At 48.2% G+C, this 25,751-nt stretch carries 20 protein-coding genes and 1 pseudogene; 17 read left to right on the plus strand and 4 right to left on the minus strand.

Annotation, left to right across the window (positions count from 1 at the left end; all coding sequences use genetic code 11):
- The first annotated feature begins 15 nt into the window (after positions 1–15).
- From H8B09_RS26070 to H8B09_RS26110, 9 genes are all read left to right on the plus strand, one after another.
- Positions 16–1,104 (plus strand): radical SAM protein, encoded by a 1,089-nt coding sequence (locus tag H8B09_RS26070; protein WP_191206531.1) that lies wholly within the window; start codon positions 16–18, stop codon positions 1,102–1,104.
- 42 nt (positions 1,105–1,146) lie between these two features.
- A complete protein-coding gene (locus H8B09_RS26075; protein ID WP_191206532.1) occupies positions 1,147–2,325 on the plus strand; it encodes a radical SAM/SPASM domain-containing protein in 1,179 nt (392 codons plus the stop codon).
- A 32-nt stretch (positions 2,326–2,357) separates the two neighbouring features.
- Positions 2,358–3,362, plus strand: a complete 1,005-nt coding sequence (locus H8B09_RS26080; RefSeq protein ID WP_191206533.1) for an ABC transporter ATP-binding protein — start codon at positions 2,358–2,360, stop codon at positions 3,360–3,362.
- Positions 3,340–4,149 (plus strand): ABC transporter permease, encoded by an 810-nt coding sequence (locus H8B09_RS26085; RefSeq protein ID WP_191206534.1) that lies wholly within the window; start codon positions 3,340–3,342, stop codon positions 4,147–4,149. Before H8B09_RS26080 ends, H8B09_RS26085 begins: the two co-directional genes overlap by 23 nt.
- Positions 4,150–4,153: 4 nt before the next feature.
- Positions 4,154–4,966, plus strand: a complete 813-nt coding sequence (locus tag H8B09_RS26090) for an ABC transporter permease (RefSeq protein ID WP_191206535.1) — start codon at positions 4,154–4,156, stop codon at positions 4,964–4,966.
- 4 nt (positions 4,967–4,970) lie between these two features.
- On the plus strand, positions 4,971–5,864 hold the full coding sequence (locus H8B09_RS26095; protein WP_191206536.1) for an FkbM family methyltransferase: 894 nt from the start codon (positions 4,971–4,973) through the stop codon (positions 5,862–5,864).
- Between the two features lie 22 nt (positions 5,865–5,886).
- Complete coding sequence (locus H8B09_RS26100) at positions 5,887–6,882, plus strand: class I SAM-dependent methyltransferase (RefSeq protein WP_191206537.1); 996 nt, start codon at positions 5,887–5,889, stop codon at positions 6,880–6,882.
- Between the two features lie 12 nt (positions 6,883–6,894).
- Positions 6,895–7,935, plus strand: a complete 1,041-nt coding sequence (locus H8B09_RS26105) for a hypothetical protein (RefSeq protein WP_191206538.1) — start codon at positions 6,895–6,897, stop codon at positions 7,933–7,935.
- 334 nt (positions 7,936–8,269) lie between these two features.
- Positions 8,270–10,903, plus strand: a complete 2,634-nt coding sequence (locus H8B09_RS26110; protein ID WP_191206539.1) for an EAL domain-containing protein — start codon at positions 8,270–8,272, stop codon at positions 10,901–10,903.
- 533 nt (positions 10,904–11,436) lie between these two features.
- On the opposite strand, the gene H8B09_RS26115 is transcribed toward H8B09_RS26110, so the two are convergent.
- On the minus strand, positions 11,437–12,381 hold the full coding sequence (locus tag H8B09_RS26115; RefSeq protein ID WP_191206540.1) for an AraC family transcriptional regulator: 945 nt from the start codon (positions 12,379–12,381) through the stop codon (positions 11,437–11,439).
- Between the two features lie 198 nt (positions 12,382–12,579).
- Between H8B09_RS26115 and H8B09_RS26120 the strand changes: the two are divergent.
- Positions 12,580–13,573, plus strand: a pseudogene (locus H8B09_RS26120) (family 4 glycosyl hydrolase); the annotation flags it as partial.
- A 224-nt stretch (positions 13,574–13,797) separates the two neighbouring features.
- Here the strand turns inward: H8B09_RS26120 and H8B09_RS26125 are convergent.
- The 3 genes from H8B09_RS26125 to H8B09_RS26135 all read right to left on the minus strand — a co-directional run bounded on the left by H8B09_RS26125 (position 13,798) and on the right by H8B09_RS26135 (position 16,897).
- Positions 13,798–14,448, minus strand: a complete 651-nt coding sequence (locus H8B09_RS26125; RefSeq protein WP_191206541.1) for a glycosyltransferase — start codon at positions 14,446–14,448, stop codon at positions 13,798–13,800.
- Between the two features lie 164 nt (positions 14,449–14,612).
- On the minus strand, positions 14,613–15,908 hold the full coding sequence (locus H8B09_RS26130; RefSeq protein ID WP_191206542.1) for a UDP-glucose dehydrogenase family protein: 1,296 nt from the start codon (positions 15,906–15,908) through the stop codon (positions 14,613–14,615).
- Positions 15,905–16,897, minus strand: coding sequence for a sugar phosphate nucleotidyltransferase (locus tag H8B09_RS26135; protein WP_191206543.1), 993 nt, complete (start codon positions 16,895–16,897; stop codon positions 15,905–15,907). Before H8B09_RS26135 ends, H8B09_RS26130 begins: the two co-directional genes overlap by 4 nt.
- Before the next feature lie 202 nt (positions 16,898–17,099).
- Here H8B09_RS26135 and H8B09_RS26140 point away from each other — a divergent pair, with 202 nt between their 5' ends.
- From H8B09_RS26140 to H8B09_RS26170, 7 genes are all read left to right on the plus strand, one after another.
- Positions 17,100–18,125: a glycosyltransferase gene (locus H8B09_RS26140; protein ID WP_191206544.1), complete on the plus strand. Its 1,026-nt coding sequence runs from the start codon at positions 17,100–17,102 to the stop codon at positions 18,123–18,125.
- Positions 18,126–18,815: a glycosyltransferase family 2 protein gene (locus tag H8B09_RS26145; protein WP_263576158.1), complete on the plus strand. Its 690-nt coding sequence runs from the start codon at positions 18,126–18,128 to the stop codon at positions 18,813–18,815.
- Positions 18,816–18,845: 30 nt separating this feature from the next.
- Positions 18,846–19,625, plus strand: a complete 780-nt coding sequence (locus H8B09_RS26150; protein ID WP_191206546.1) for a glycosyltransferase family 2 protein — start codon at positions 18,846–18,848, stop codon at positions 19,623–19,625.
- 162 nt (positions 19,626–19,787) lie between these two features.
- On the plus strand, positions 19,788–20,045 hold the full coding sequence (locus H8B09_RS26155; RefSeq protein WP_191206547.1) for a heterocycloanthracin/sonorensin family bacteriocin: 258 nt from the start codon (positions 19,788–19,790) through the stop codon (positions 20,043–20,045).
- A gap of 171 nt (positions 20,046–20,216) precedes the next feature.
- Positions 20,217–22,163 (plus strand): putative thiazole-containing bacteriocin maturation protein, encoded by a 1,947-nt coding sequence (locus H8B09_RS26160; RefSeq protein WP_191206548.1) that lies wholly within the window; start codon positions 20,217–20,219, stop codon positions 22,161–22,163.
- Positions 22,160–24,100, plus strand: a complete 1,941-nt coding sequence (locus tag H8B09_RS26165; RefSeq protein WP_191206549.1) for a TOMM precursor leader peptide-binding protein — start codon at positions 22,160–22,162, stop codon at positions 24,098–24,100. Before H8B09_RS26160 ends, H8B09_RS26165 begins: the two co-directional genes overlap by 4 nt.
- 60 nt (positions 24,101–24,160) lie before the next feature.
- The gene (locus H8B09_RS26170; RefSeq protein ID WP_191206550.1) at positions 24,161–25,738 is read left to right on the plus strand and encodes a SagB family peptide dehydrogenase; all 1,578 of its coding nucleotides are present in this window, start codon (positions 24,161–24,163) and stop codon (positions 25,736–25,738) included.
- Positions 25,739–25,751 lie beyond the last annotated feature (13 nt).

Consider the following 25,751-nt stretch of genomic DNA (forward strand, 5'->3'; position numbering starts at 1 on the left):
CAGAGGGGTTATGCGATGAGCGTGAACAAATTGAGCGTTGCTCAAGATACGATAAGCTACCCGAGATGGATCGTCTTGCAGCTGTTGGAAGAGTGCAATTTGCGATGCAAGATGTGCTACGAGTGGGGACTCGAAGGGCCCTACAAAAGTAAGAAAACGTTAGCGCAGCTGGATCCGGATGTGATCAAAAAGATCATCGTCGAGTGCAGCCCGAGCAAGCCGTATTACGATTTCTTCGGCGGCGAGCCGCTGATGTACCCTTGGCTGAGCGACATTCTCGCCATGATCAAGCACTATGGTAGCGTCGCGGACTTCCCCACGAACGGCACATTGCTAGAGCAGCATGCCGAGATGCTTGTCGAGACTGCCCCCAATAAGATCTGGATGTCGCTCGACGGTCCGGAGGAAATCAACGATCGGCAGAGGGGCAAAGGCGTATTCAAGAAAGTAATCAAGGGAATCGAGAAGCTTTATGAGCTTCGAGAAAGCAAGGGTCAGCAGTTTCCGAAGATGGGTGTCTCCTTTATCATTACACCCTTGAACTATATGTACATCGAGGAATTTTTCTTCAAGCATATCGACTTGTCGATGTTGGACCATATCAGCATGGAAGTGCAGCTCTATGCAACGGAAGAGCAGTATGCCCAATATGTGGAGGTTCTTAGCGATAAATTCGATGTGCATGAAGCTCCTTATGCCAAAGGGATGGTATGGCGGGACATCAGTTCGTTCAGCCAGATCGATATTCCGGAATTGACGAGACAGCTCAATAATGTCAAAGAGTATTGCTTGAAAAACAGCATTCATGTAATCACCTATCCGAAGACGATCGATGAACCTAATTTGCGCAACTATTTCTCGGGGCAATTCCATCAGATGGCTGATAAACGGAATCGGTGCTCCCTTCCTTGGGTTTATGCGGAGATTACGGCAAGGGGCGACGTTTCGCCCTGCCATGCCTTCTATGATTTGACCTTTGGCAACGTGAACAACGAGAATTTGATGGATATCTGGAATAGCGACAAGTACAAAGATTATCGCACGTATATGAAAAAAAATATGCTTCCGATTTGTACGGCTTGTTCAAGGTATTATATCTACTGATTCATGCGAGTGACCCAATACGTTTAGGAAGGGTGTGTAGATATGAATCCGAAATCAGAGATTAAACATTCCCCCAAGGATTTGCAAATATTGAAACGTACCATCAAGAATACGGTGGAAACAAAGCGGAACATGGAGAAAATAGCGGGTTACGCGACGCCATTGCCGGAGTCGGTCGGCATTAAACTGACGAACCAATGCAACTTGCGCTGCAAGCATTGCTATCAATGGAACGACTCCGGCTACCATCACTTCATGACGCCGGAGCAGCAGCGGGAACAACTCGATTTCGGGCTGCTGGAGAAACTGATCGTCGAGACGGAACCAGCCAAGTCGAGGCTCTATATTTGGGGCGGCGAGCCGCTTGTATACAGTCATTTCGACCGGTTGGCTGATTTGCTTGAAGCTTATCCTCGCGAAACGACGATCTGCACGAACGCGATGTTGATCGAGCGCAAACTGGACGCCTTGCTGCGAATTTCCGACAACCTGGAGCTGCTCATTGCGCTTGATGGATTCGAAGAAGAGAATGATGCGCTTCGCGGCAAAGGGGTGTTCAACAAGGCGATAGATGCCATCCGGAAGCTAGTCGAGCTGCGCAAGGAAAACCGATTCAGGGGCAAAATCTCGATCCATACCGTCGTTAACGATTCCATGACCGACAAGCTTTATGATCTGCTGGACTTTCTGGAAGGCGTCGGCGTAGATCTGGTTATCGTCTGCTTCCCGTGGTACATCTCGGACGAATGCTCACAGGGAATGGACGATTACTTCGACCAGAAATTCGACTTCCTTCCGGCGAGCGAGCACAAGGATGAACGAAGCTGGCACGCCTTTAAATACAAGCTTGATCCGGAGCGTATCCCTGCCCTGATGAGCGAGTTGGATCGGGTTAACAACCGGGTCTGGAAGATGCGTTTGCGCTACCAGCCGAATCTGGATCAGGACCAGATCGAAGATTTCGTACTTGGCAAAGAGGTGGAGGGCAAAGGCACGATGAACAAGAAGTGCCTCGCGCTCTCGAACCGGATGGACATTACGCCCGATGGAACGATTGTCGCGTGTAAATTTTTCAAGGAGTTCGAGATCGGCAAATTACAGGAAGCGTCCGTACAGGAATTATGGCATAACATGACTTACAGAAGGATAAGGGAAATGATGGACGAACGACTGACACCGGCATGCTCCAAGTGCAGCGTCTTGCATTTGCACGGTGTTTAGCTATTCTAAATCAACATAAATGAGGTGCACCAGTGAGCATCATCCAAGTGGAACGCTTATCCAAAAGCTTCAGTTACTATGAGAAAGAATTGGGGTTCAAAAAATCCCTGAAAAATTTAGTAAAGCGAAAATCGCTGATCAAAGAAGCGGTTAGCGAAATATCGTTCGCAATCGAGCAGGGCGAGATGGTCGGTTTCTTAGGCCCGAACGGATCCGGCAAAACGACTACGCTGAAGATGCTGTCCGGCATCTTGTATCCGACAAGCGGGCAGGCGAACGTATTTGGCTATGTCCCTTGGGAACGAAAGAAAGAATTCAAGATGCAGTTCTCGATCGTGATGGGGCAGAAATCGCAGTTGTGGTGGGATTTGCCGGCGAACGAATCGTTGTATCTGAACAAATGCATCTATGAGATCGAGGATAAGGCCTACAACCTTGTCCTGGATGAGCTTACGGAGATGCTTGACGTTAAGGATTTGCTCAACATCCAGGTGCGGAGGCTTTCGCTTGGCGAACGGATGAAGATGGAGCTGATCGCGTCGCTCATCCACCGGCCCAAGGTGATTTTCCTGGATGAACCTACAATCGGACTCGATCTGATTTCGCAGAAGCGCATACGGGAATTCCTGAAGCATTATAACCAGCAGACGAAAGCAACGGTCATTCTGACAAGCCACTATATGGCGGATATTGAAGATCTGTGCAAACGAACGATCATTATCAATCAAGGGAAAATCGTTTACGACGGCGACCTTCGGCGCGTGAACGAGCTGTTTCATGCGAAGAAGATCATCAAGCTGCAATTTACGGACGAAGTGCCGATGCAAGCGCTGATCGATTATGGCGTTATCATCCAACATGATGGCATGAATGCCGTTATGGAGATCGATAAGCATGATCTTCAGCGGCTTTCCAAGATGATCCTGGATCGGTTCCCGATCCTTGATTTCACAATTGAAGATATACCGGTCGAGCAAGGCATCGAAAGCTTGTATCAGAAGGATGGGGTCAGACATGAAAGCCTTGCAGAAGTATAAAAGGACGTACATCCTTGCGCTTCAGAACGCGATGGAGTATCGGGCTGATTTCCTGATGAGTTTCATCAGCGCCGGCTTCATCATTCTCGTTCAATGCTTTCTATGGACGGCCGTGTTTCGCAGCTCGCCGCACGAGATCATCAACGGCTATTCTTATTCGCAGATGATCATTTATTCCGTGCTGTCCGGCGTCGTCTCCAAGCTGGTTTCCGCCGGCTTCGAAGGGGAAATCGCGGATGATATCAAGACGGGCGGACTGAGTAAATTTATCGCGCAGCCCATCCATTATTTCAGTTATCGGATATGCAATTTTTTCGGCGGGAAAACGGTTCAGACCGGAGTCGTCCTTGTCCTGTTCGTCATTCTCATGACTGTATTTACCCAAATCTGGGGGCTTCATCTTAGAGTGGTGCAGGTCGTTATGTTCTTGGTCAGCATTCTGTTCGGACTGCTCATCAACTTCCTCCTTTTCTATTCGATTAGCGCGCTCGCGTTCGTCATTACAGAGGTTTGGGGCGTTTATATCGCGTTCAACCAAGGCGTCTATCTGCTGAGCGGCGCCATCTTTCCGCTTACTATTTTCGGAGATACGTTTGCTAGAATCTCCAGCTATTTACCGTTTCAATATGTCGTATTCTTCCCGGTTAACATCATCAATGGGAGCTTGGCGGATCATGAGATCGTACGCGGGCTTCTCGTACAGGTGGTCTGGGTAATGGCGCTGATGATGATTTCCAAGTTCTCGTGGGATTCCGGGATGAGGAAATATGTAGCCGTTGGAGGTTAGGTCGGTGAGTATCAGCTTATCAGAGATTCGGAAGCATGTACGTATGTTTTATATTTTCGCTAAGAACAGCTTGCTCGGCTACATGGAATACAAGGCGAATTTCTACTCCGGTTTAATCATGGAGACCGTATTTCTGTTCTCCAAGTTGATCTATATCGTCTTCGTATTCCGACTCGGGATCGAGATCAACGGGATCTCCCCGGACGAAATGATGATCTTCACAGGGACTTTTACCATCATGATTGCAATCTATACGGGGCTGTTCATGGATAACTTCTATCGATTCGCCGGCCATATCCGCAACGGGACGCTGGACCTGTATATGACGAAGCCGTTGTCGCTGCAGTTCATGGTTTCATTCCGGCGCGTCAACTTCGCGTTTCCGATCCCGAACCTGATCGCCGGGATTACGATGGTCGTACTGGCGTGGAAGCGTCTGGGCATCGAGCCAAGCTTGATTCACCTGGCAGGATACATCGGCGTGATCTTGAGCAGCACGGTCGTGACCTATTCGGTGCTTTTCCTTCCGCAAATTCTTGCCTTCTGGACGGTGAAATCCGGTGCGATTTTCGACATACTCGACAAATGCTGGGATTTGAACAATATGCCGATGTACATATACCCCAAATGGCTGCGGAGAATAGGGCTATATGTCGTGCCGATCTTGTTCATCACCAACATGCCGTCTGTTTATTTGATTGAACGATTGGATTTGGTCCTCGGGATATGGATTTTTGCAGCTCCGGTTCTATCGCTTCTCGTGGTCCGGATGTTCTGGAAGCTGGCAGTCAAACGCTATGAAAGCGCCAGCAGTTAGGGAAATGCCCAATAAACAGATTGTAGAGAAGGTGATTCGAATGAGCGGGACGGAGCATAAGCGCCATCCGTCGCAGACGGGGGCCATCGCACAGAAACGGTTGACCAACGGGATCGAAATCTATCAAAACAACGAAGGCGAGACCGAGTTTCTCTACAACGAGATTTTCCATAAGGAGATGTATTTCAAGCACGGCATTACGCTCCCGGATAACGGCACGGTCATGGATGTCGGGGCGAATATCGGCATGTTTACCTTGTATGTCAGCAGCAAGAGCAGCTGCAGGGTATATGCCTTCGAGCCGCTGCCTCCGACGTTTAACCTCTTGGAGATGAATACGAGCTCGCTTCCTCACGTGACGACGGTTAACGTCGGGCTTTCCAACGAGATCAAAGAAGCGGAGTTTGCCTACTTTCCTACGATGTCCACGGATTCCGTCCAGATCAAATACCGGGAGAACCACGATCAAGATCTCCGATACGGGTTAATCAACCATTACAGGGACGATTTCGCCGACTCGCGAATGCTAAATCGCTTCGTCGATCATCTGATGTCGCCGAAGCTCTTAAATGAACAAATCTATCGATGCAAGCTAACCACGATCTCTGCAATGATCCGTTATTATGATCTAAACCAGATTGATCTGCTCAAAATCGATGTGGAAAAGAGCGAGTTTGAAGTGTTGGAAGGCATCCATCCGGAAGATTGGGGGAAAATCAAGCAAATTGTAATGGAGGTACACGGACTTAACGGGGAGCAGATCAGCAGGTTAGAGAACATCTTCCGAACCAACGGCTTCGATGTCTTGATCGATTACTACGAAGATTTGAACATCCCAAATTACTATAATGTGTACGCATTGAATCAAATGCACAAGCCGGCAGTGAAAGAGATATAAGAAACGATTCTTGGGGGTAGTCATGTTACAACATTTGCATCTGCATGAAAGGTTGGTATGCTCCAGCTGCAAGGGCGAGTTGGTCCAGTCGTCGGATACCTATCTGCAATGCCGCCGCTGCCGTGCGACTTATACGATTGAGAGTCGTTATGTATCGATGCTCGATCGGCGCGAGCAGGATGACCGCCCTTTCGATTGGAATCGTAAAGAGGGCGAGATTCGAGACTATAGCGAGATTTCGAATTCCCTTGCGCTTTCGGGCATTGGCCGATTCGCGACATTTCTAAACTACGGTTACGTCTCGTCTGGGAATGAGCAGCACGCGGTGGTCGAGCCCGTCGATGTATGGAATCGAAATTCAGTCAAGCTGCTGCTCGAGGTAGTGGGCAGGACGGCGATCCGGGGGCGGGATGTTATCGACATCGGATGCGGCAGAGGAGGGAATATCGCAGCCTTGCATAAATATTTCAAACCTCAGTCCACTGTTGGTCTCGATATCTGCCCGGCGAATATTGCGTATTGCAGTGCCAAATCCCGACCGACTGAATCTTTCTATCTCGTCGGCGATGCCGAGAATATACCGTTCGCAGACGAGAGTTTCGATGTCGTATTGAATATTGAATCCGCGCATGCCTATCCGAATCGAAAACGATTCTATGAAGAGGCGTACCGGATACTGAGATATGGCGGCGTATTTCTGTATACGGAGCTGATGCTGGAAGAAGAGGCAGCGCAGAACGTGAGGCTGTTAGAGGAAGCAGGCTTGTCTGTGATCCGTAATCAGGATGTGACTTCGAATGTCCTTCTATCATGCGACGAGAACGCAAAGCAACGTACCGGCGCACAAGGGATTGCGAACGATGCCAACGCGAGCAGGAATATTGGAGATATCCATGATTTCATCGCATTGCCCGGTTCTAAGAAATATGAAGAGATGAAGGCTGGAAAGCGGCAATACCGTATGATGAACCTGGTTAAGAGGTATCCCTGCTTTACGAACGACAATAATTTAGTATAGGAGAAAAATGGTATGGAGGAAATTGTTTCTCTGGATACGTTTCAACCATTCGACGGAATGATCAAAATGTTTCCTCATCATAATTTTCCTTATTTTAATTGCGACTACAATTTGATGTTGACGCTTGCACATTTTTTCCGAAAAGACGAGCTGTCGATTTTAAATAATGTCGTTACTATTTACAAATTCGATAAACAAAAAATACAAACAAGAGGCTATTTCAAGCTGCAAGTGTTGGATCTCGAAGAGGGGGATAAGATTCTTAAGGAGATGGGTATCTCTATTCATAAAAAATCTCCTGAAATCGATTCACTACAAAATGAAATCATAAGCTCTATTGTAAAAGGCAATCCCATATCCATTTTTATTGATTTATTTTATCAACGCGGACGGGAATTTTACTTTAATAAGAAACATGGGCTGCATCCTGTGTTTGTCTATGGCTTTAATCTTACGAACAAGGAAATCTATACGGTCGATGATATTACAGAATACAGACAATATTCTTTGCCGTTCTCAGAATTTATAATTTCATGCATGAGTTCGGAACATATAAAAATGCCAAACTATTTTTGGGAATATTCACAAGAGTCCCCCGCTAATCATGATGGCTTGAGCAATAAGAAGCTAGCACAAACGCATATCAATAAATTTATTGAAAATATGTGCAGGTACGAAAATGAAATAACCGAAGGTTTGAATAATATATTGTTGTTGGCAGAAAATTTCGAACTGGTTATAACAAATGAAACTTTTATAGAAACACTAAGCAGCACGATTTACCGAAAATGTTCGGAGAAATATAGGTTAAATACGCTCTATAAGTACAACATTGATTCTATTGATGCCAGACCTATCCTTGACTCGTTATTGGACCAAATTATTAATGAATGGAAGTCAGTAAGGATCTATTCGAATAAAGCCATCATGTCCAAGAAGTTCACCGGGGAAATAATAGATAAGTGTAAAGGTATATTGAACAAAATATATACGAATGAAGTGAATTTCAATACTCAATTTTTTTTAATGTTAAAAGCTGCGAAATCGTTATGATCTTGCTGTAGAAACACCAATTGAGCCGCTCCGGTAGGAGTGGCTCTTGTCGTTGTCGGCCATCATCATGGGCGTCATCTATGGTGAAGATCCGGATTAGAGCCTGACAAGCGCCTACCATTCATTAGTCAAGAAAGGGTGTCTGCGGCGAGGATCGATCTCATAATTAAATAGTATGTTGATAGATGCATTGGTTATTGTATTATGGATAATAGAATGACTGCCTTAAGTGGGAATTATTAATATAGATAATTGGAGGATTATATGTCCTGAAGTTAGTTGAGATAAGATAATATTTATTTAATCGAAATGACAGCCGAGGATGAGTGATGAGATGAAGGAATGGACAATCGGCATTCTGACCCCCTATATGGACAGCTTCTTCTTTGGCGATGTTATTTATGGAATAGCACAAAGAGCTGCGTATCATAACAATAAGCTAATGAGCATTGTAACTGCTATCCATTATTCAACCGATAAGGAATATGAATTTAATTTCCGTGTAGGCTGGGACATGGTGGACGCATGGATTGTCATCAGCGAAGCGGTGAATGAAGACTATATGCAGCAGCTAGCTCAGACCGGTAAACCGATCGTCACGATCTCTACCGAGTTTCCGAACATCGAGGCTAGTAGCATTAAATCCGATAATCGTGCAGGCATGGCTGAAGCAACGAAGCATCTGATCGAACTCGGCCACACCCGAATTGCATTTATTGGAGATTTGACGAACAGGGATTTCTATGAAAGGTTCCAAGGATATAAGGATGCGCTTGAGCAGAGCGGAATTCCGTACGACGAAAGCCTGACTTATCGTATTGGATCATTCTATAGAGATACGGTTAATTGGGCGGAAAAAATGTCGGCGCAAAACGAGCTGCCATTCACTGCATTGGTGGGACAGGCAGATATTTACACGATTAAAGCAATGGAAGTGTTTCGACGACAAGGATATCGTATACCGGAAGACATCGCATTCGTCGGTTATGATGACAGCGGTCTGGCAACGAAATGCAAGCCTAAGCTCACAACGGTAAGGCAACCGATTATTTCACTGGGCATGCAGGCTATTGACCAGGTGAATCTCATATTATCTGGTCGTTCCGAACGAGCTGAATCTATCGTGTTACCCTCGAATTTGATTATTCGGGAATCAACCGCGGGGCGACTCATCGATAAGACTTCTAATGATCAGACGCTGACGACCGCCGATTTGGACGGCCATCAATTGGGCTCGATCATCGAGAGTCATCACCTTATGATCCAGAATATGTTCAAGTCGAATGGGCTTTCTTGGCTGAAGTGGACGAATCAGCATTGGGGTTGCTTATCTCTGTGGAGCCAAGCAAAGCTAGGTGCATCTCGAGGGCTTATGATCAGCCAAGCGTACAGCTCCAAGGATGATAAACTTCCACAGGTAGGGGCTGAATTTCGTGAAGAGCAATTTCCTCCGCTCGATCTCATGCCGGTTAAGTCTGACCCGAGCGGCGTGGAGATAGCAATCGTTCAACTCATTTATTCCGAGGCTCAACAATATGGCTTTATTGTAACAGTAGGTCCGGTTAACGATCGCTTGCTTCGATGCGTGGATACAAGGCAGCTTCCCCCTATGATTGCGATCATGAATGAGCATCAAATGCTGGTATCAGACCTTAAGGCTCGAGAAGCCAGCATTCATCAACTTGCCTATAATGACCATTTAACAGGGCTTGCCAATCGCAGATTTTTCTATGAGAAGCTGGATGAAGTTATTCAGATTGCGGAAGTGCAGAAGAACCGTGTCGCAATATTGGTTATCGATCTGGATCACTTCAAGGTTGTGAATGATAGTCTCGGCCATGACAAGGGGGATGAGCTGCTCTGCCACGCGGCGAAAGTGATCCGTGAACAGGTTGGAGATCGTGGAGTTGTTGCACGGATCGGAGGCGACGAGTTCATGGTAATCATCCCGAATGTCGGCCATAAAGGTGAAATCGATGAACTATGCGTCCGCATACACCTAGAGCTTCGGAAGCCAACTATGATTGATGGGAATGAGCTGTTTGCCGCAGCGAGCGTCGGAGTCAGTTGGTATCCCGATCACGGCCTGAACAGCAGTGAACTGGTCAAAATGGCCGATAACGCCATGTACTTAGCGAAGCAGCTTGGAAGGAGTCGAACCGAGACCTATTCCACTAATATGGATTTCGGCATGAATGACCGTCTTACGATCAGCAATAAGCTGCGCAGAGCGGTTGAAAGTATGGACAGCTTCAGTCTCCATTACCAGCCGCAGGTAGATCTGAATGCAGGCATGCTGGTCGGGATGGAAGCGCTGCTGAGGTGGGACAACCCGACCACAGGCGGCATTACACCTGATGTATTCATTCCGTTAGCCGAAACAATTGGTCTTATCGTACCGATAGGGTATTGGGTTCTCCGCGAAGCATGCAGCCAGTTGAAGGCTTGGGAGGATAAAGTCGGTGACGGACTTGTTATGTCCGTGAATCTCTCCGCGAAGCAGCTTCAACAGCCGGACTTTGTGGAAATGGTCGGCCAGATTATTGAGGAAAGCGGCGTAGACCCCACTCATCTCTGCTTCGAAATTACGGAAACGACGGCGCTAGGGGATATGGGACATGTTTTGAGCATACTCAATCAGCTCCTGAATCGCGGCATACATATTGCGCTCGATGACTTCGGAACCGGGTATTCCTCGCTCTCCGTACTCAATCAGCTTCCGCTTAGAACGATCAAAATCGATCGATCCTTCATCCGTGATATGCATGCTGGATCCGATCATATTGCAATTGTAACAGCGATTGTGGCCATGGCGAAGTCGCTGAAGCTTCACGTAATAGCAGAAGGTGTTGAAACGGAGGAGCAGAAACAGATTCTGAAGGACATGAATTGCGATGCTTACCAAGGCTTCCTATTGAGCAGGCCGATCCCGGCTGAGCAATTCGAGGACAAGTTTTTGAGTCATTAGTATCGCGAAGAAGTGAAGTGATGCCCCCGGCGTGTGTTACGCCGGGGGCATTTTGCTGTAGCAAGGGATTAGTTGAATATGACAAATACAATTCGATTTAAAAGATGTCCGATCCCTTTGTTTGAAGTCTATAATATTGGAGGTGACTATTGGAAAGGAATCGTCATTCATTGTACTAAGGAAGGGGGATTAGTAATTAATCAAGAAATGGGGCCTTCTGAAAAGTGTAGTATTGGGAGCAGCAATCATAGCGATCATATTTGTTCTTTTTTGGGCGAAATATGTTTTTTATCTTCCCCATTATTACCAAGACTCTCAAGGCGATTTAATCTATAAATCGGAAAGACTTGTTCTAGTGACTAAAACACCAAACGATTCGAATATAACGATCCCTAAACATTTACTCTTCTGGCGTGCAATTGGTGTCGTAGACGGATACAATTCGGGGACTCTGTTTGTTTTTCATGATCATAAAAGCAAGTATGTATTATTTCAATCCTCAGCAGAAATGCTTTGGCCTTGGATTTACAAATCTATTGAAAAGTAAATGTACACTTGAACGGAAGAACAGAGATATGGTTATCTCTTATCTTCCGTTTATTCTTGTTACGACAATGCGAAGTTACCAATCCCGATAAGCGCGGGGAGAGCAGCCGATCGTTTTTTTTGAACATTTTGCTGAATAGGAAAGGGCCGGTATAACCTACGGAGCGGGCGATGTCGCTGATCGTCAGGTTGTGGTTGGCGAGCAACTCCGCAGCGCGGTTGACACGGTATTGCAGCAGGAACGTTTGGAGCGAAACACCTAGCTGCTGCTTGAACAGGCCAGATAAGTAGGTAGAGTCGAGTCCGACGGATTGCGCGATATCAGCTACGGTGATTTTTTGAATATAACGATTCTCGATATAGACACTCGCTTCTTGGATGTAAGTTTCCTTGGAGCTGTTTTGCCTAGCCTCCTGAACACCTGATAGTTGCGGCCGTTGAATCAGCTCTGCCATGTAGCGGTAGAGCAGGCTTTGATGCAGAGCATCTGCAGCTGGGCTTGAATGAGCCTCAAGAAATAAGCTGTATGTGTCATCGAACCAGCTGCGATTCACGACTGCTCCCGGTTCACCTTGAAAGGGGCTGCCGGTGTTAAAAGTCGGACTCGAAACGCTAAGTCCGGCGCGCTGCAAGAATGCTCGTGCATGCAGACCTTCAAAGCCGATCCAGCTGTAGGTCCAAGGGTCGTGTTCGTCGGCGGTATAATGGACGAGCATGTTCGGTATGATCACAAAGCCTTGGCCAGGGCCAAGCAAGTAAGTCGTTCCACCTGTGCTGAACTGTCCGTGACCGCTGTGGATGAAATGGATGATATAGAGATCGCGAAGACCGGGCCCCCAGTTATGCAAGGACTCGCATTGTTCTGTGCCGTAAAAGCGAAGTCGAAGCTCCGTCTGGTGCTGCTTGGAGGTAGTGTTATGGCTGATTTCCATGCGATCACACGGTCCTCTCTGTAAATTGTGCTACTGATACTATGACATGACTAATCACGGTTTTCTCGAGGAAATCTCGTAATCTAATGGAATTATGACAGGTTTATCGGGAGTTGCGACATGTTCTTGCTGTCTCTTTCGGTCGTATAGTAAAGAAGTGAAAGCGCTGTACAAACCAGAAGACGACGGAGGGACTACAGTACCGTATTTGCTAAAAATGTACTAGGCGACGTTATGATGACCGAGGCGCTGCAAGGCTTCGAGCTGGCGTTGTTCGATATCGACGGCGCGCGGCTTCGGGAGTCGGAGCAGCTGCTCCTCAATATGAAAGAGTCACGAATCCGATGGCGGTGCTGACTAATGTACTGACCACGCATGGCGGAATCGACACGGTTGGTCTGTGTCACAGCGTCCAGGTATGCGTTTCGCATTTGTTCGAGAGCCTCGGCATCGAGACGGAAGGCGTGAAGACCCGGATTGCCGGTATTAATCACATCGCATGGCTGCTGGAAGCGACGAAGGATGGCGTTGGCCTGTACCCGGAAATCAAGCGCCGCGCGATCGAGAAGCAGAAGACGAAGCATCACGACATGGTCCGTTTCGAGCTGATGCTGAAGTTCGGCTACTATGTGACGGAGTCTTCCGAGCATAATGCGGAGTACCATCCGTACTTTATTAAAAGGAACTATCCGGAGCTGATCGACCGTTTCAACATTCCGCTGGATGAGTATCCACGTCGCTGCGTAGAGCAGATCAAGCACTGGGAGCAGCAGCGGGATTCCTTGCTGACCAATTCACGCATCGAGCATACACGCAGCCATGAATATGCTTCGCATATTATGGAGGCGATCGAGACGAACCGGCCTTACAAAATCGGCGGCAACGTCATGAACAACGGACTTATAACGAATCTGCCGCGGGAGGCTTGCGTCGAGGTGCCTTGCTTGGTGGACCGTTCCGGCATTTCGCCGACGTTCATCGGGGATTTGCCGCCACGGTTGGCAGCGCTAACCGGACGAACATCAATACCCAATTGCTCACCATTGAAGCGGCTATTACGGGCAAGAAAGAGCATATTTACCACGCTGCGCTGCTTGATCCGCACACATCGGCGGAGTTGTCGATCGACGATATCGTCTCGCTCTGCGACGATCTGATCGAGGTGCATGGCAGCTGGCTGCCAGCTTATTAATAAAGGAAAGCCGACACCTAGAACGTAATTTTCCTCGACGAAAAGGCGGGCCAATGTGGCGCTTGATTATGCGGGCGGATGGTGCTGCTATTGCCAATATTTAATTGCTAGAGGAGGAAAAAGGCACAACAAACCCAGTACCGCACTTCATACCGGTACTGGGCTTTGTTGTCTACATGAACAAGAAACGAACCGCATGGTGAAAGCTCATGGCGGCGGATGTGCTAATTGACGTAGCGGGTGAAATCCTTCGTCCGGCGTACAAGCCTGCAATGCTTCATATAGCTATGCGTGCTTTTTCGCTGCGTGTGGCGGTGCCAGTCTTTGCTGCGGATGCAGACATAGTGCCGCTTGGAGACGGAATAGATGCGAAAGCCTCGTCGAATGCAATTCGAGAGCCACCGGGCATCCGAGCCCGCCCTCCGATTGGTGGGAAATCGGACTCGGCGCCATACCGATTTGCGGAATACAAGCGTACCGCCTTTGACGTTGCGCTTGTATTTACGTTCGCCGCCGCGGCGAAACACCATCAGCGCCTTTTTTGCTTCGAAATAGAGGTAAGCGGTATGTTTGCCGACGATGGACGCTTTGCCGCGTTTGATTGCACGGGCGGCTTCTCTCAGAAACTTAGGACCGTAGTAATCATCGTCGTCAAACTTAGCGATGATGCCGTCATCTGCCAATTTGATGGCATAGTTCAGACAACTACCGAGTTTGTATCTCTGAGGAAGCTTAAATATACGAACTTCATTGTCCGGGTATTGACTTGCCCGCTCTTGATAGGCATTAATGTCCATATTGTCATTGTTCAAGACGATGATCATTCGTTTATTCTTCCAGAGCTGCCGGTCGTAATTGTCGAATAGGTTATCCATGCACGAGGATCTCATCGTACAGGCGATCACGGTGATCATCTTAGTCGTCATCTCCATCTGGCATTCGTACTCGAACTTTGATGTAGGATATGATTGGACTCCTGTACAGGGCACGGCGCATTAATCAATTTAGAAGCATGAACTCGTTCGGTGACACATCGTTCTTAATAATCATTGCCGATGCCTTGATAATAAAAGCCGATTTCCCGCATCTTCCGAGCATCCATCATATTGCGCCCATCAAAGAAATTGAGCTGCCTCATCAGCCCCTTCAGGCTCTCCCAATCCAGCTGTTCGAACGCTGCCCATTCCGTGCACAGGATGACGGCATCCGCGTCGCGTATAGCTTCTTCCGCCGAGGAACATTCTGTCACCGCCCCATAGGAAGCGTGTGCCGGCAATGTTGCAACGGGATCAAACAAACTTACGTTGGCTTGTTCGAGGAGCAGATCATGGATCATCCGAGTAGCGGGTGCTTCCCGAATATCGTCCGTATCCGGTTTGAATGCAAGTCCCAGTATGGCAATATTCTTATTCGCAAAGTCTCCCAAGCGCAACCTGGCCTTGTCGAGTAAATATGCATATTGAGTGCGATTGACTTCCATGACTTGTTCCAAGATATGAAGATGCACATCTTGTTCTCTTGCGGTCATGACCAGCTCCGAGACATCCTTGGGAAAACAGGAGCCTCCGTATCCTAGACCGGCTTGAAGGAAGCTTGGTCCGATCCGTGGATCCAACCCCATTCCTTCGGCTACCGCATTGACGTTGATTTTGAATTCGTCGCACAGTTTTGCAAGCTCATTCATATACGATATTTTCGTAGCTAGAAAAGCATTGGATGCGTACTTGATTAACTCAGCTGTTCTAGGGGTGGTTATGATCCTCGGGCACTGAAACGACTGGTAAAGTGTTAGCAGCTGCTCCGTTGCTCTCGCGCTATCGGTGCCGATTACGATACGGTCCGGACGCAAAGCGTCTTCCACGGCTTTGCCTTCTCGGAGAAACTCAGGATTCGATGCCACATCGAAAAGATGGGGCTGCCGCTGAGCCGCTTCGATCCATGCTGTGACCCGCTCTTGCGTGCCGACGGGGACGGTGCTTTTGGTGACGACGAGCTTATAGCCGTTCATCCAGTGCCCAATATCTGCAGCGACTTGTTGAATATAGCGCAGGTCCGCGCTTCCATCCGGTCGCGAAGGTGTTCCAACGCAAATAAAAATGATGTCGTGCCCCGCGATGGCCGTCTCTTTATCCGTCGTAAAGAGCAAACGACCGCTTCGCACATGCTTGTCTATCAATTCTTCGAGGCCGGGCTCGTGAAAATGCAGGTGTCCCTGCCGCAGCCGTTCGATTTTGGCCTCGTCGATATCCAGTCCGGTGACTTGCCAGCCCGATTCGGCGAATACCATGGCGGTCGTGGCTCCAACGTAGCCCGTACCGATGATTAGAATTTTCAAGACTTGTCCACTCCTTCGTCGGTCTGTACGCTAGTGATAATGGAATGATCGCCGATGATCACATTTTTCAGAAGGAATGGAAGGTTTCTTGAATGGACTCCGTTTAGAATAATGCTGTTCTCAATATGGCAGTTTTCCAGATTAGAACCTTCGCCAACCGAAACGTAAGGGCCGATCTGGCAATCCCTCAGTACACAGTCCTTCTCAATCGATACCGGTTCCACGATCGTGCAGTTCTCCAGCCTGACGGAACTATCAATCCGATTCTTTGACAGGTCCGAGCTGAGCAATTGTTGATTGGCCTTCAGCCACCTGTCCATTGTGCCGACGTCAATATTCAACTGATCGGTAACGTGATACGACACGACTTTCCGTTGCTCGGTCAACTGCTGAATCGCATCCGTGATTTCATATTCCCCCCGCTTGGAAGGCTGAATCTTATCAATCGCGTCAAAAATGTCTTTCGTGAACGCATATGCGCCTAGCACGGCTAGATTGGACTTGGGATTGATGGGCTTCTCTTCGATGCCGACGATACGCCCGTCTTGAATCTCCGCGATGCCGTAATCCTGCGCAACCTCGACTTCGGCAAGCAACAGGGATGCTTGTACGTCGTTAAGCTCGATGTCCTTCTTCAACGCGGATAACGGGGCGGAAATCAAATTATCCCCTAGAAGCAGCAGAAAAGGCTCATCCGAAATATAAGCTTGCGCTTGCTTGACCGCGTGCGCGATTCCTTTCGCCTCATGCTGATAGATGTACGAGATTGATATGCCCAACGCTTCTCCCTCTCCGAATTGACCGCGGATGCTCGTTTCTTGGGATGGATGAATGACAATGCCGACTTCATCTATGTCGAGCTCCATTAATTTCACTATCGCTAATTGCAGCAGAGGCGTATTGGCGACAGGTATGAGTGTTTTCGGCCGATTGTAGGTGAACGGGTATAAGCGGCTTCCTTTCCCCGCACAGAGTATCAATCCTTTCAACAGCCTCACTCCCCTCTTAATCTACTGCTCGTATTCTATGAAGAATGCTTTCATTTGGTATAGGCCTTATGCTAAAAGCAGTAAATAAAACCGCGATTAATGCCATTGAATCTGGTGAATGCGCCGTGACCTGCATAGTTGTCCGCTCATATCCTACACAGAATGCCTATGGACTATAAGGCCCTAAGGAGCTGAGGGACATTTGAGAATTGCCCAAATTTCGACGAATACGATTCCTGTCCCACCGAAGGATTACGGGGGCACACAGCGAGACGTTCATTATTTGACGGAAGAATTGGTTAAACGGGGGCATGAGGTATTTCTGTTCGCCAAGAAGGGCTCAACCTCGAACGCGACCCAAACATTCGAATACGAATCCAATGATCCGAAAGAACAGCTTGACTTCATTATTAAAAACCTCCCGCCTGATGTAGATATTATTCATGATCACTATGGTATCGTCGCCAAAGCGAATCCGCCGATTCCGACCATTTGCCAATCCCATTCCAAAGCGATTAAGAGCCGCGTTCAGATTCCGGTTTACGTCAGCAAATTCATCCTGCGCAAATACGGAAAACGAAGGGGCTACGCGGTATACAACGGTATCCGTATGGACGATTACACGTTCAAGAGCGCCAAACAGGACTACATGCTCTTCCTGGGGAGATTGATCAAGGAGAAAGGTGTCCATCTGGCCATCAAGGTGGCCAAGAAAACGGGCAAGCGGCTCATCATTGCCGGGACGCTGAACGACAAGAACTATTACAACACGAAGATCAAGCCGCATCTAGGCCGACAAATCCGCTATGTCGGCACCGTCGGCGGTGATCGTAAACGCGAATTGCTAGCCAACGCGAATTGCGTCCTGTTCACCTCGATATGGGATGAACCTTTCGGTCTTGTCCTCATCGAAGCGATGGCGAGCGGCACGCCTGTACTCGGTTTCCGGAAAGGCGGCGTCGCCGAGGTGCTTCGGGGTATGCCGCAGCTGTTGTGCCGAACGACTTCCGGTATGGCGGCTAAGGTCAACAACCGCAAGCGGCTGCCCACAGCGCGAAGGCTTCGGCGTTATGCCCGTACCCGTTATTCCGATATTGTCATGACGGACTCCGTTCTGAAGCTGTACCGAAAGGTTCTCGACAACAAACTGTACAAAATCAAAAGGAATACATTATGGAATAAGCGCAAAGCCAAGCTTCAACCTAAGCCAAACGGGGATGACGCCTAAATGATTACCGTGATCGCCTGTACGATGAGGGCCTCGTATATGGATAACCTATTCGACAATTACGACCGGCAGCTCTGGAAGGATAAACGAATGATCATCGTCTTGAACAACGACAAAATGGACATCGAGGCCTATCGACAACGGGCAAGTCAATACCCGGATAACGAAGTTCGTATATTTAAGCTTCCTCAGCGATACAAACTGGGCAAATGTTTGAACTACGCGATCAAATTAGCAGATGACGGCATCATCGCCAAGTTTGACGACGACGATTATTACGGTCCTAAGTATCTGAAGGAAGCCGCCCGCGCAATCAAGAACGGCAAAGGCCCCATCGTCGGCAAGCATACCGCGTTCCTCTACTTCGAAGCGAAGCGGGCGCTGATGGTGTTCCGCAGTGGAGGCGAACGAAGATACAGGCGCAGCGTCAAGGGAGGCACGCTAGTATTTCGCAAATCGGTCTGGAATCGTGTCCCTTTCCCTGAGTTCAAACAATCTGGCACCGATTCCGGCTGGTTAGGGCGCTGTTTCCGCAGAGGCATTCGCATCTATTCCATGTCCAAGCGGCATTATGTCTGCATTCGACGAGCAAACAACAACAGCCATACACAGAAGAAATCCACGCGCCTCTACATGTCGCAATGCAGGTTAGTTCGCAAAACCAAGTATTACAGCCGGTATGTCAATTAGTCTTGACCTTTCTCTAGGAGGCGCAAAAAGATGTCTGCGGACACTCGTGCAGGCGTAACGATTATTACCTCGACGATTCGTAAAGGGCTTATGCACAATGTGTTCGACAATTACAACCGTCAGAAATGGCCAGTCAAAGAGCTCATTATCGTCATCAATAACAACTGCATCGCCTTGCGCCCCTATAAGGAGCTTGCACGGCAATATGACAACGTCCGAGTCTTTCGCGTGAATGGACGTAAGAATTTGGGCGCATGTCTCAATTTCGCGGTTGCCCGCGCCAGCTATGGCTATATTGCCAAATTCGATGACGATGACTACTATTCGCCCCAATATCTGGATGAATCCATGCTGGTGTTTAACAAGAAGAAAGCAGACGTCGTCGGCAAGAACACCACGTATTTCTTCTTTCCTCATCGATCCTTGCTGCTGCTTCGCAGACGGACGGCAAAGCCTTACAGTCGGTGCAGAAGAATTGCTGGCCCTACTATCATGTTTCGCAAAAAAGTGTTCAAAAAGGTTGCTTTCTCGACCAAGGTGGTTGCGGGGTCCGATGCGCGATTTGTTCGAGCATGCTTGAAACGGGGTCTCAAAGTGTTCACAGCCTCTTCCTATAATTTCGCCCAAAATCGCCGCTCGAACCGAAAATCGCATACTTGGAAAGTTTCCGAGCGGCGGCTGCTCGCCTCCAAAGGAGCCGTCATTATTCGAACGAAGGATTTCAAACCGCATGTAGATCGGTCGCTTGATCTTCTGCCCTTACCGAACGGAATGAATTCGAATGACGTGGATGATATAAACCAAGGGTAGACGTGAAAGTAGGCAAATGGACTAGATGCACTAGCGGAGCTTTTGTCATACGTTATGCATGAACGATTATCGGCTTTTGACCAGTTTAGGCTGTCTCAATTGCATTTCCTTTAAGTGGACGCTGATGATCAACACATGAACATATAATGGAGGCTAATTAAAATGAATGAGTTTAAGAATGATCTTCAACATCTGAATACGGATGCTTTTCAAGTGAGCGGCATGACGCCGAATGCGGGTCAAGGTCAAGTTCAAGCGGATCCTCGTCTGTGTATTGGCTTTGGCTTTTGCATCGGTTTTTGTTCATGCGGCGGCTGCGGCGGCTGTGGCGGCTGTGGCGGTTGTTTCAGATGTGGAGGATGCGGTGGCTTCCGTTGCGGCGGCTGCGCACGCTGCGCTGGCTGTGCCCGTTGCCGTTAATAAGTTAGCTGTTAAATGTAAATAAAAGGATCAAGACACCCCTGCAAACGCTTTGCGTTTGCAGGGGTGTCTTTCTATGCATGTGCGGGCATGACGGACAAGTGGCTTTACATACCTTTATAGAGGAGCCATGTTACGAAAGTTAGATATCATGATAAGGAGGAATAAAATTTGGATCCTTCTACGCGTCTTAAAGTGAGAGGCGATACATTTTTTCTCCCCAGCTCGGACGGAAGTGTTTATTTCCGCAATAATATCGGTTCATTTCGGATGGAAGGCAGCTCGATTGATCAATGGATTGAGAAATTAATACCTGTATTTAATGGCGAGCATACGATGCATGATTTAACGGATGGATTGCCGGAACAGTATCGTACTTATATTTATGAGATTGCAAAAGTATTGCAGGCGAACGGTTATGTCCAAGATGTCAGTCAAGATCGTCCGCATCAGCTGCAAGAAAGCATTGTTAAGCAATTTGATGCTCAAATTGAATTTTTGGACAGCTTCAACGGGTCAGGTGCATACCGTTTTCAATTGTATCGTCAGTCCAGCGTGCTTGTTGTTGGAACTGGCACTTTTTTGGTTTCGCTTGTCAAATCATTATTAGAATCTGGCTTGCCGCAATTCCACTTGCTAAGCTTGGACGCGGAAACGGACAATCGAATACGGATTCATGAGTTGGAACAACATTATCGCGCGTTTGATTCAGAGGTCACGGTGGACGAGATCAGCATATCGGATAATGCGGGAGTCGACTGGTCTTCGATTGTAGAGCCTTATACGGCTATATTATTCGTCTCGAATCAAGACAGAGAACCGGAGTTAAGATTGCTTAATGAAATTTGCCGAGCGAATAACAAGTTTCTGCTGCCGGCTATTATTTATGAACAAACGGGTTTAGCGGTTCCGCTCTCCTATGCGAATTCGGAGGACGACTGGGAATCAGCATGGCGCAGAGTCCATCATTCCGCTATTTATAAGGATACCGATATCCATACTGCTTCGCCTATAGCGGAATCGCTGCTCGCTAACGTCATTGTCTTCGAATGGTTGAAGACGGCAGCAGAAGTAATAAAACCAGACAAAAACAATAAGCTGTTTCTGCTTAATTTGGAGACGCTGGAAGGGAATTGGCATTCGTTTCTTCCTCATCCATTGGTTCATGGTCAACCATTTATCGAGAAGATCGAAGAGGCCCGGCTGCAAGCAGGAACGGATTCGGAGAAACGAGCTGCAAGCGAGCTGTTGTCTTTCTTCAATCAGCTAACATCAACGGATACAGGCATCTTCCATATTTGGGATGAAGGGGAGCTGCGACAGCTTCCGCTTTCGCAGTGCCTCGTTCAGCCTGTTGATCCGTTGTCAGTTGGCCCTGCGATTCTTCTTCCTGAGATTATTTGCAATGGTTATAAGCATGAAGAAGCGCGAAGGGAAGCGGGTCTTCGTGGAATTGAAGCGTATGTGTCACGTATGGCGAGCCTGCCGCTCAATCAGGCGCGTGAAGAAAGCGGAAAATCGGACGTTCCAAGGTTCGATGAGATTGCCAGCGTAGGTGCCGGTGAGACGCTCGAGGAGGGCGTTTGCCGCGCCTTGCACAAGTATTTAATGAATGCGCGGATAAAGCTGTATGAAGCTCACACACCGTCTGTCACGCCGGTGAATCTGAGTCATGTAGAGGATGAACGCTGCCGTGCTTATATAAATGCGATAACTACGCTGCAAGGAGCGCCGACGTTCGGACTAGGCGAGGGCGTATTAGGTTTTCCTACAGTGTGGCTGCAAACAAATGGCAGGTGGTATGACGCCGCTGATCTCAATATAACTCGGGCGCTTCGGAGCGTATTAATGATGGCCTTGCATGATGTTCAGAACAAGGCTGGTCAAATTGCGGATAATGCGCACCATGTTTCAGTGCGTGTAAGAGAGTCCGCAGCGGAGGCTATTCCGATACCCGCTTGCGATCCATTCGAACATCGTGAGGTTGTGCAGTTGGCCATGCAGCAATTGAATGGCATTCACAAGCGTTTGCTCGTATTTGACCTAACCGTTGAACCTTTCTTGAAAGAAACGTTGGGCGTATACGGCATCTCGCTTCGGGAGGAGGCCCAAGAATGAGCGCCATTGTTGCGGTTGTTGGCGCAGGCCAGCTTGCGGACTACGTAAGCGATCTATTGTCTGCAAGTTGTCAGATTGCAAGGGTTAACGACATGGCTTCCGAGGTTCCGGAAACGGCTGAACTTGCGCTCGTGCTTAGCGATGGCAACGATTCCGCCTCTCATCTTCTGGCAGAGGAAATATTCAAGCAATCCGGTATTCCATGGCTGCGTGGGTTTGTAGCTTATGGTGAAGGCGTCATTGGTCCGCTTGTCGTTCCTGGGAAAGCAGGCTGTTCACAATGCGCTGATTTGCGGCGTTTAATGGCCGGAAACGATCGGAAGGAAATGTGGGAGCTGCAGAATTTGTTCATACATGGAGAAATTCATCCAGATATTTGGTCTTCGCGCAGCGGACTATTGCATATGGCTTATCATATCGCAGCAGAAGTCCACCGCTTTCTTACCCATCATACGACTCATCTTGAGCATCATATTAAGCTCGTGCATTTGCAGACGCTCAATAGCTCGTCTCATTGGTTTCTGCCAGATCCGCTGTGTGCCGTCTGCGGGGAATTACCGGATGACACAGCGACAGCTTCGCGAATAAAGCTGCAGTCCAGTCCCAAAATCAGTGAAAACAGTTACCGCACTCGTTCAATGGATGAGTTGAAGGAAGTGCTATCCAACCATTATCTGGACAATCGCAGCGGCTTGTTGAATGGCAAAATGATCGACCTGATCTCGCCATTTGCCGATGCAAGCATCATTCTACCGATGTTCTCGGGGGATGAAGGCTGCGCAGGGCGTACACATTCTTTCTCGCACAGTGAAATGACGGCGATATTGGAAGGTTTGGAACGCTATTGCGGCATATCGCCGCGAGGAAAGAAAACAGTGGTTCATGACAGTTTCAACAATTTAATAGAGATCGCGCTGAACCCTACTCGAGTAGGCGTACATGATAAGGCGCAGTATGAGCGGCCTGATTTTCCGTTCCAATCCTTTGATCCAGACAGGCAAATCGACTGGGTGTGGGGATATTCGTTTTTGCAGGAGAAGCCTATTCTTGTACCAGAGCTGCTTGCTTATTACAGCGCCGGATGCGGTCACGGCTTTGTATATGAAACCTCTAACGGCTGCGCATTAGGAGGAAGCTTGGAGGAAGCTATATTTTACGGCATATTGGAGGTTGTAGAAAGGGACTCTTTTCTAATGACATGGTATGCGCAGCTGCCGCTCGTTCCTCTGGATCCCTATTCCTCAGGCGATCTCGAAATGAACTTAATGTTAGAGCGACTGCGCGATGTCTTCGGTTATGATATCCATTTGTTCGATTCGACGATGGAGCACGGCATTCCAAGTGTCTGGGTGTTTGCGAAGAACAGAACAGATCAAGGCGTAAATATGATATGTGCAGCGGGGGCGCATCCTGATCCTGTGAGGGCGGCAAAAGGTGCGATACATGAGATTGCTGGCATGCTGCTTGCATTTAACGAGAAGTTAGAGGCGAACCGTGAGCAATATGAACAAATGCTTCATGATCCTTATCTCGTTCGGCAGATGGAAGACCACTCCATGTTGTATAGCTTGAAGGAAGCAGAAGAACGTCTGCATTTCCTGCTCAATAATGACCGTCCAATTCGCTCGTTTAAAGAAGCTTTTAAACCAAGGGTTCGGCATGCAGATTTAACGGACGAATTAATCCATATTCTCCAAACCTTCAGAGACCTTGATCTAGAGGTCATTGTTGTGAATCAATCGACGCCAGAGACGCTGAGAAATGGGCTTCATTGCGTGAAGGTGCTCATTCCAGGCATGCTCCCCATGACATTCGGTCAACATCTTGTCCGCTTGACTGGCCTAGAGCGGGTGCTGCGAATACCAGCAGAGCTGGGCTATGTGAAAGAGCCGCTTAAGCAAGAACAACTTAATCGTGATCCGCATCCGTTTCCGTAAGCAGCTTCTTATCGTATAAGTTGGTTGGTTTCCTTGCGCTGGGACTTAGGAGGCGGAGAAATGAGTCTGAAGGCATTTTTACACCAACTGCAATACGAGCCTGACCAAACGAAACCAAAGGACGTAGAGGTTGATTGGGAGAACGCGCCTTTGCCGTATAAGCTATATCGTCATTTGCCTGTATTTCCTCTTGCTTCCGATGTTCCGTTGCAGTTAACAGGGAAGCGGGGGCGAGAGATGCCGTCGCTTCGGGATATCGGGTACTTTCTTTGGTATACCTTCGGTCTAGCAAGGCTTAGTCATGGTGTTACGGAGCAATATACGGGGGAGGAATGGGAAAACTCCTTGCAGCTTATCAGACGGTATGTTCCTTCGGGCGGAGGGCTATATCCGAGCGAAATTTATATGTACTTGAAGCTCGAGGAGCTGCCTTACGGGATTTATCATTATGATGTGGCTCATCATCGTTTGATTTTATTGCGTGAAGGACTATTTGATTCCTATGTGGGCGAGGCGCTAGGCAATCGCTGCGACGTAACGAGAAGCTTCGCGACTGCTTTTGTATCGACCTTTTTCTGGAAAAACTTTTATAAATACAATAATTTCTCCTATCGTCTGCAAGGACTGGACGCGGGATTGTTGATTGGCCAGCTGCTTGAGGTGGCGAAGCGCTTTGATTGGGAAGCGGGCGTGTACTTTCAGTTTCTTGATCGTGCTATTAACCATTTGATCGGATTACCCGAGGCGGAGGAAAGTGTGTATGCTGTCATTCCGCTTACGGTAGATTCAAGCATGGAATGGTTCCGCGATGGCAGCAGCAATACCGCTCCGCTGTCGTCAACGGAATTATGCAAGGAGCTTCCAACCGTGAAGCATGAACACTATATGCGTTCAAGTAAAGCTGTGGACTATCCGATGCTAACCAAGCTGAACGAAGCGTCCATCATGGATTCCGCCCTTTCATTTAAGCAGCTAGGAAGCGAGCACAAGGCAGTCGATCAAAGCGATGATCACGTATTGCCTCAAGTAAATAGACTGGCATATGATCTGGCAGAGGTGTGCAGGAAGCGCTATTCACCGGAAAATGAATATGTATTGGGAGCAGTGAGCCAGACGGATTTGGCGGCGCTGTTGCAAGAGGTTACGAGATCTTATCACTATCGAAATGATCTGGATGGCTCGTACCGGCATCCAATGTCTCGCGTACGATTATATGTCTGTTGTTATGGCGTCGAAGGAATTTCTGATGGTGCCTATCATTATGATGAGGTATCGCATGCATTGCAGCTTGTTAAGAGCGGTGATCAGAGGCAATGGCTTCAGTATGGGATGTCCTTGGATAATGTGAACTTATTCCAGGTGCCACTCTGTTTCCATGTGGCAGGTGATCTGGGACATCTTCATGCCGAGCTTGGTTATCGTGGTTATCGGATTCAACAAATGGAAGCGGGAATGTTGGTTCAGCGCTTGCTGCTTGCTGCCGGTGCATCCGGAATGGAAGGACGTCCGCTGTTAGGGTTTGACGTTCATGCCATGAATGAGTTGTATGGATTGACTCCCTTTGGACAAACGAGCTTGATCCAAATCCCGATCGGCCCATGTCGGAGTCGTCCAAGGCTTGAGGGCAGTTTATCATAATAAAATAAAAGGC

Source organism: Paenibacillus terricola, assembly GCF_014779765.1.
GTDB classification, from domain to species: Bacteria; Bacillota; Bacilli; order Paenibacillales; family Paenibacillaceae; genus Paenibacillus_T; species Paenibacillus_T terricola.

What these genes read in the sequence shown, in the direction of transcription:
- H8B09_RS26105 (WP_191206538.1), top strand. Translation starts at nt 6,895, where the DNA reads ATGGAGGAAATTGTTTCTCTGGATACGTTTCAACCATTCGACGGAATG.
- H8B09_RS26075 (WP_191206532.1), top strand. Translation starts at nt 1,147, where the DNA reads ATGAATCCGAAATCAGAGATTAAACATTCCCCCAAGGATTTGCAAATA.
- H8B09_RS26165 (WP_191206549.1), top strand. Translation starts at nt 22,160, where the DNA reads ATGAGCGCCATTGTTGCGGTTGTTGGCGCAGGCCAGCTTGCGGACTAC.
- H8B09_RS26085 (WP_191206534.1), top strand. Translation starts at nt 3,340, where the DNA reads ATGAAAGCCTTGCAGAAGTATAAAAGGACGTACATCCTTGCGCTTCAG.
- H8B09_RS26100 (WP_191206537.1), top strand. Translation starts at nt 5,887, where the DNA reads ATGTTACAACATTTGCATCTGCATGAAAGGTTGGTATGCTCCAGCTGC.
- H8B09_RS26115 (WP_191206540.1), bottom strand. Translation starts at nt 12,381, where the DNA reads ATGGAAATCAGCCATAACACTACCTCCAAGCAGCACCAGACGGAGCTT.
- H8B09_RS26070 (WP_191206531.1), top strand. Translation starts at nt 16, where the DNA reads ATGAGCGTGAACAAATTGAGCGTTGCTCAAGATACGATAAGCTACCCG.
- H8B09_RS26155 (WP_191206547.1), top strand. Translation starts at nt 19,788, where the DNA reads ATGAATGAGTTTAAGAATGATCTTCAACATCTGAATACGGATGCTTTT.
- H8B09_RS26170 (WP_191206550.1), top strand. Translation starts at nt 24,161, where the DNA reads ATGAGTCTGAAGGCATTTTTACACCAACTGCAATACGAGCCTGACCAA.
- H8B09_RS26125 (WP_191206541.1), bottom strand. Translation starts at nt 14,448, where the DNA reads ATGGATAACCTATTCGACAATTACGACCGGCAGCTCTGGAAGAATAAA.
- H8B09_RS26110 (WP_191206539.1), top strand. Translation starts at nt 8,270, where the DNA reads ATGAAGGAATGGACAATCGGCATTCTGACCCCCTATATGGACAGCTTC.
- H8B09_RS26145 (WP_263576158.1), top strand. Translation starts at nt 18,126, where the DNA reads ATGATTACCGTGATCGCCTGTACGATGAGGGCCTCGTATATGGATAAC.
- H8B09_RS26095 (WP_191206536.1), top strand. Translation starts at nt 4,971, where the DNA reads ATGCCCAATAAACAGATTGTAGAGAAGGTGATTCGAATGAGCGGGACG.
- H8B09_RS26150 (WP_191206546.1), top strand. Translation starts at nt 18,846, where the DNA reads ATGTCTGCGGACACTCGTGCAGGCGTAACGATTATTACCTCGACGATT.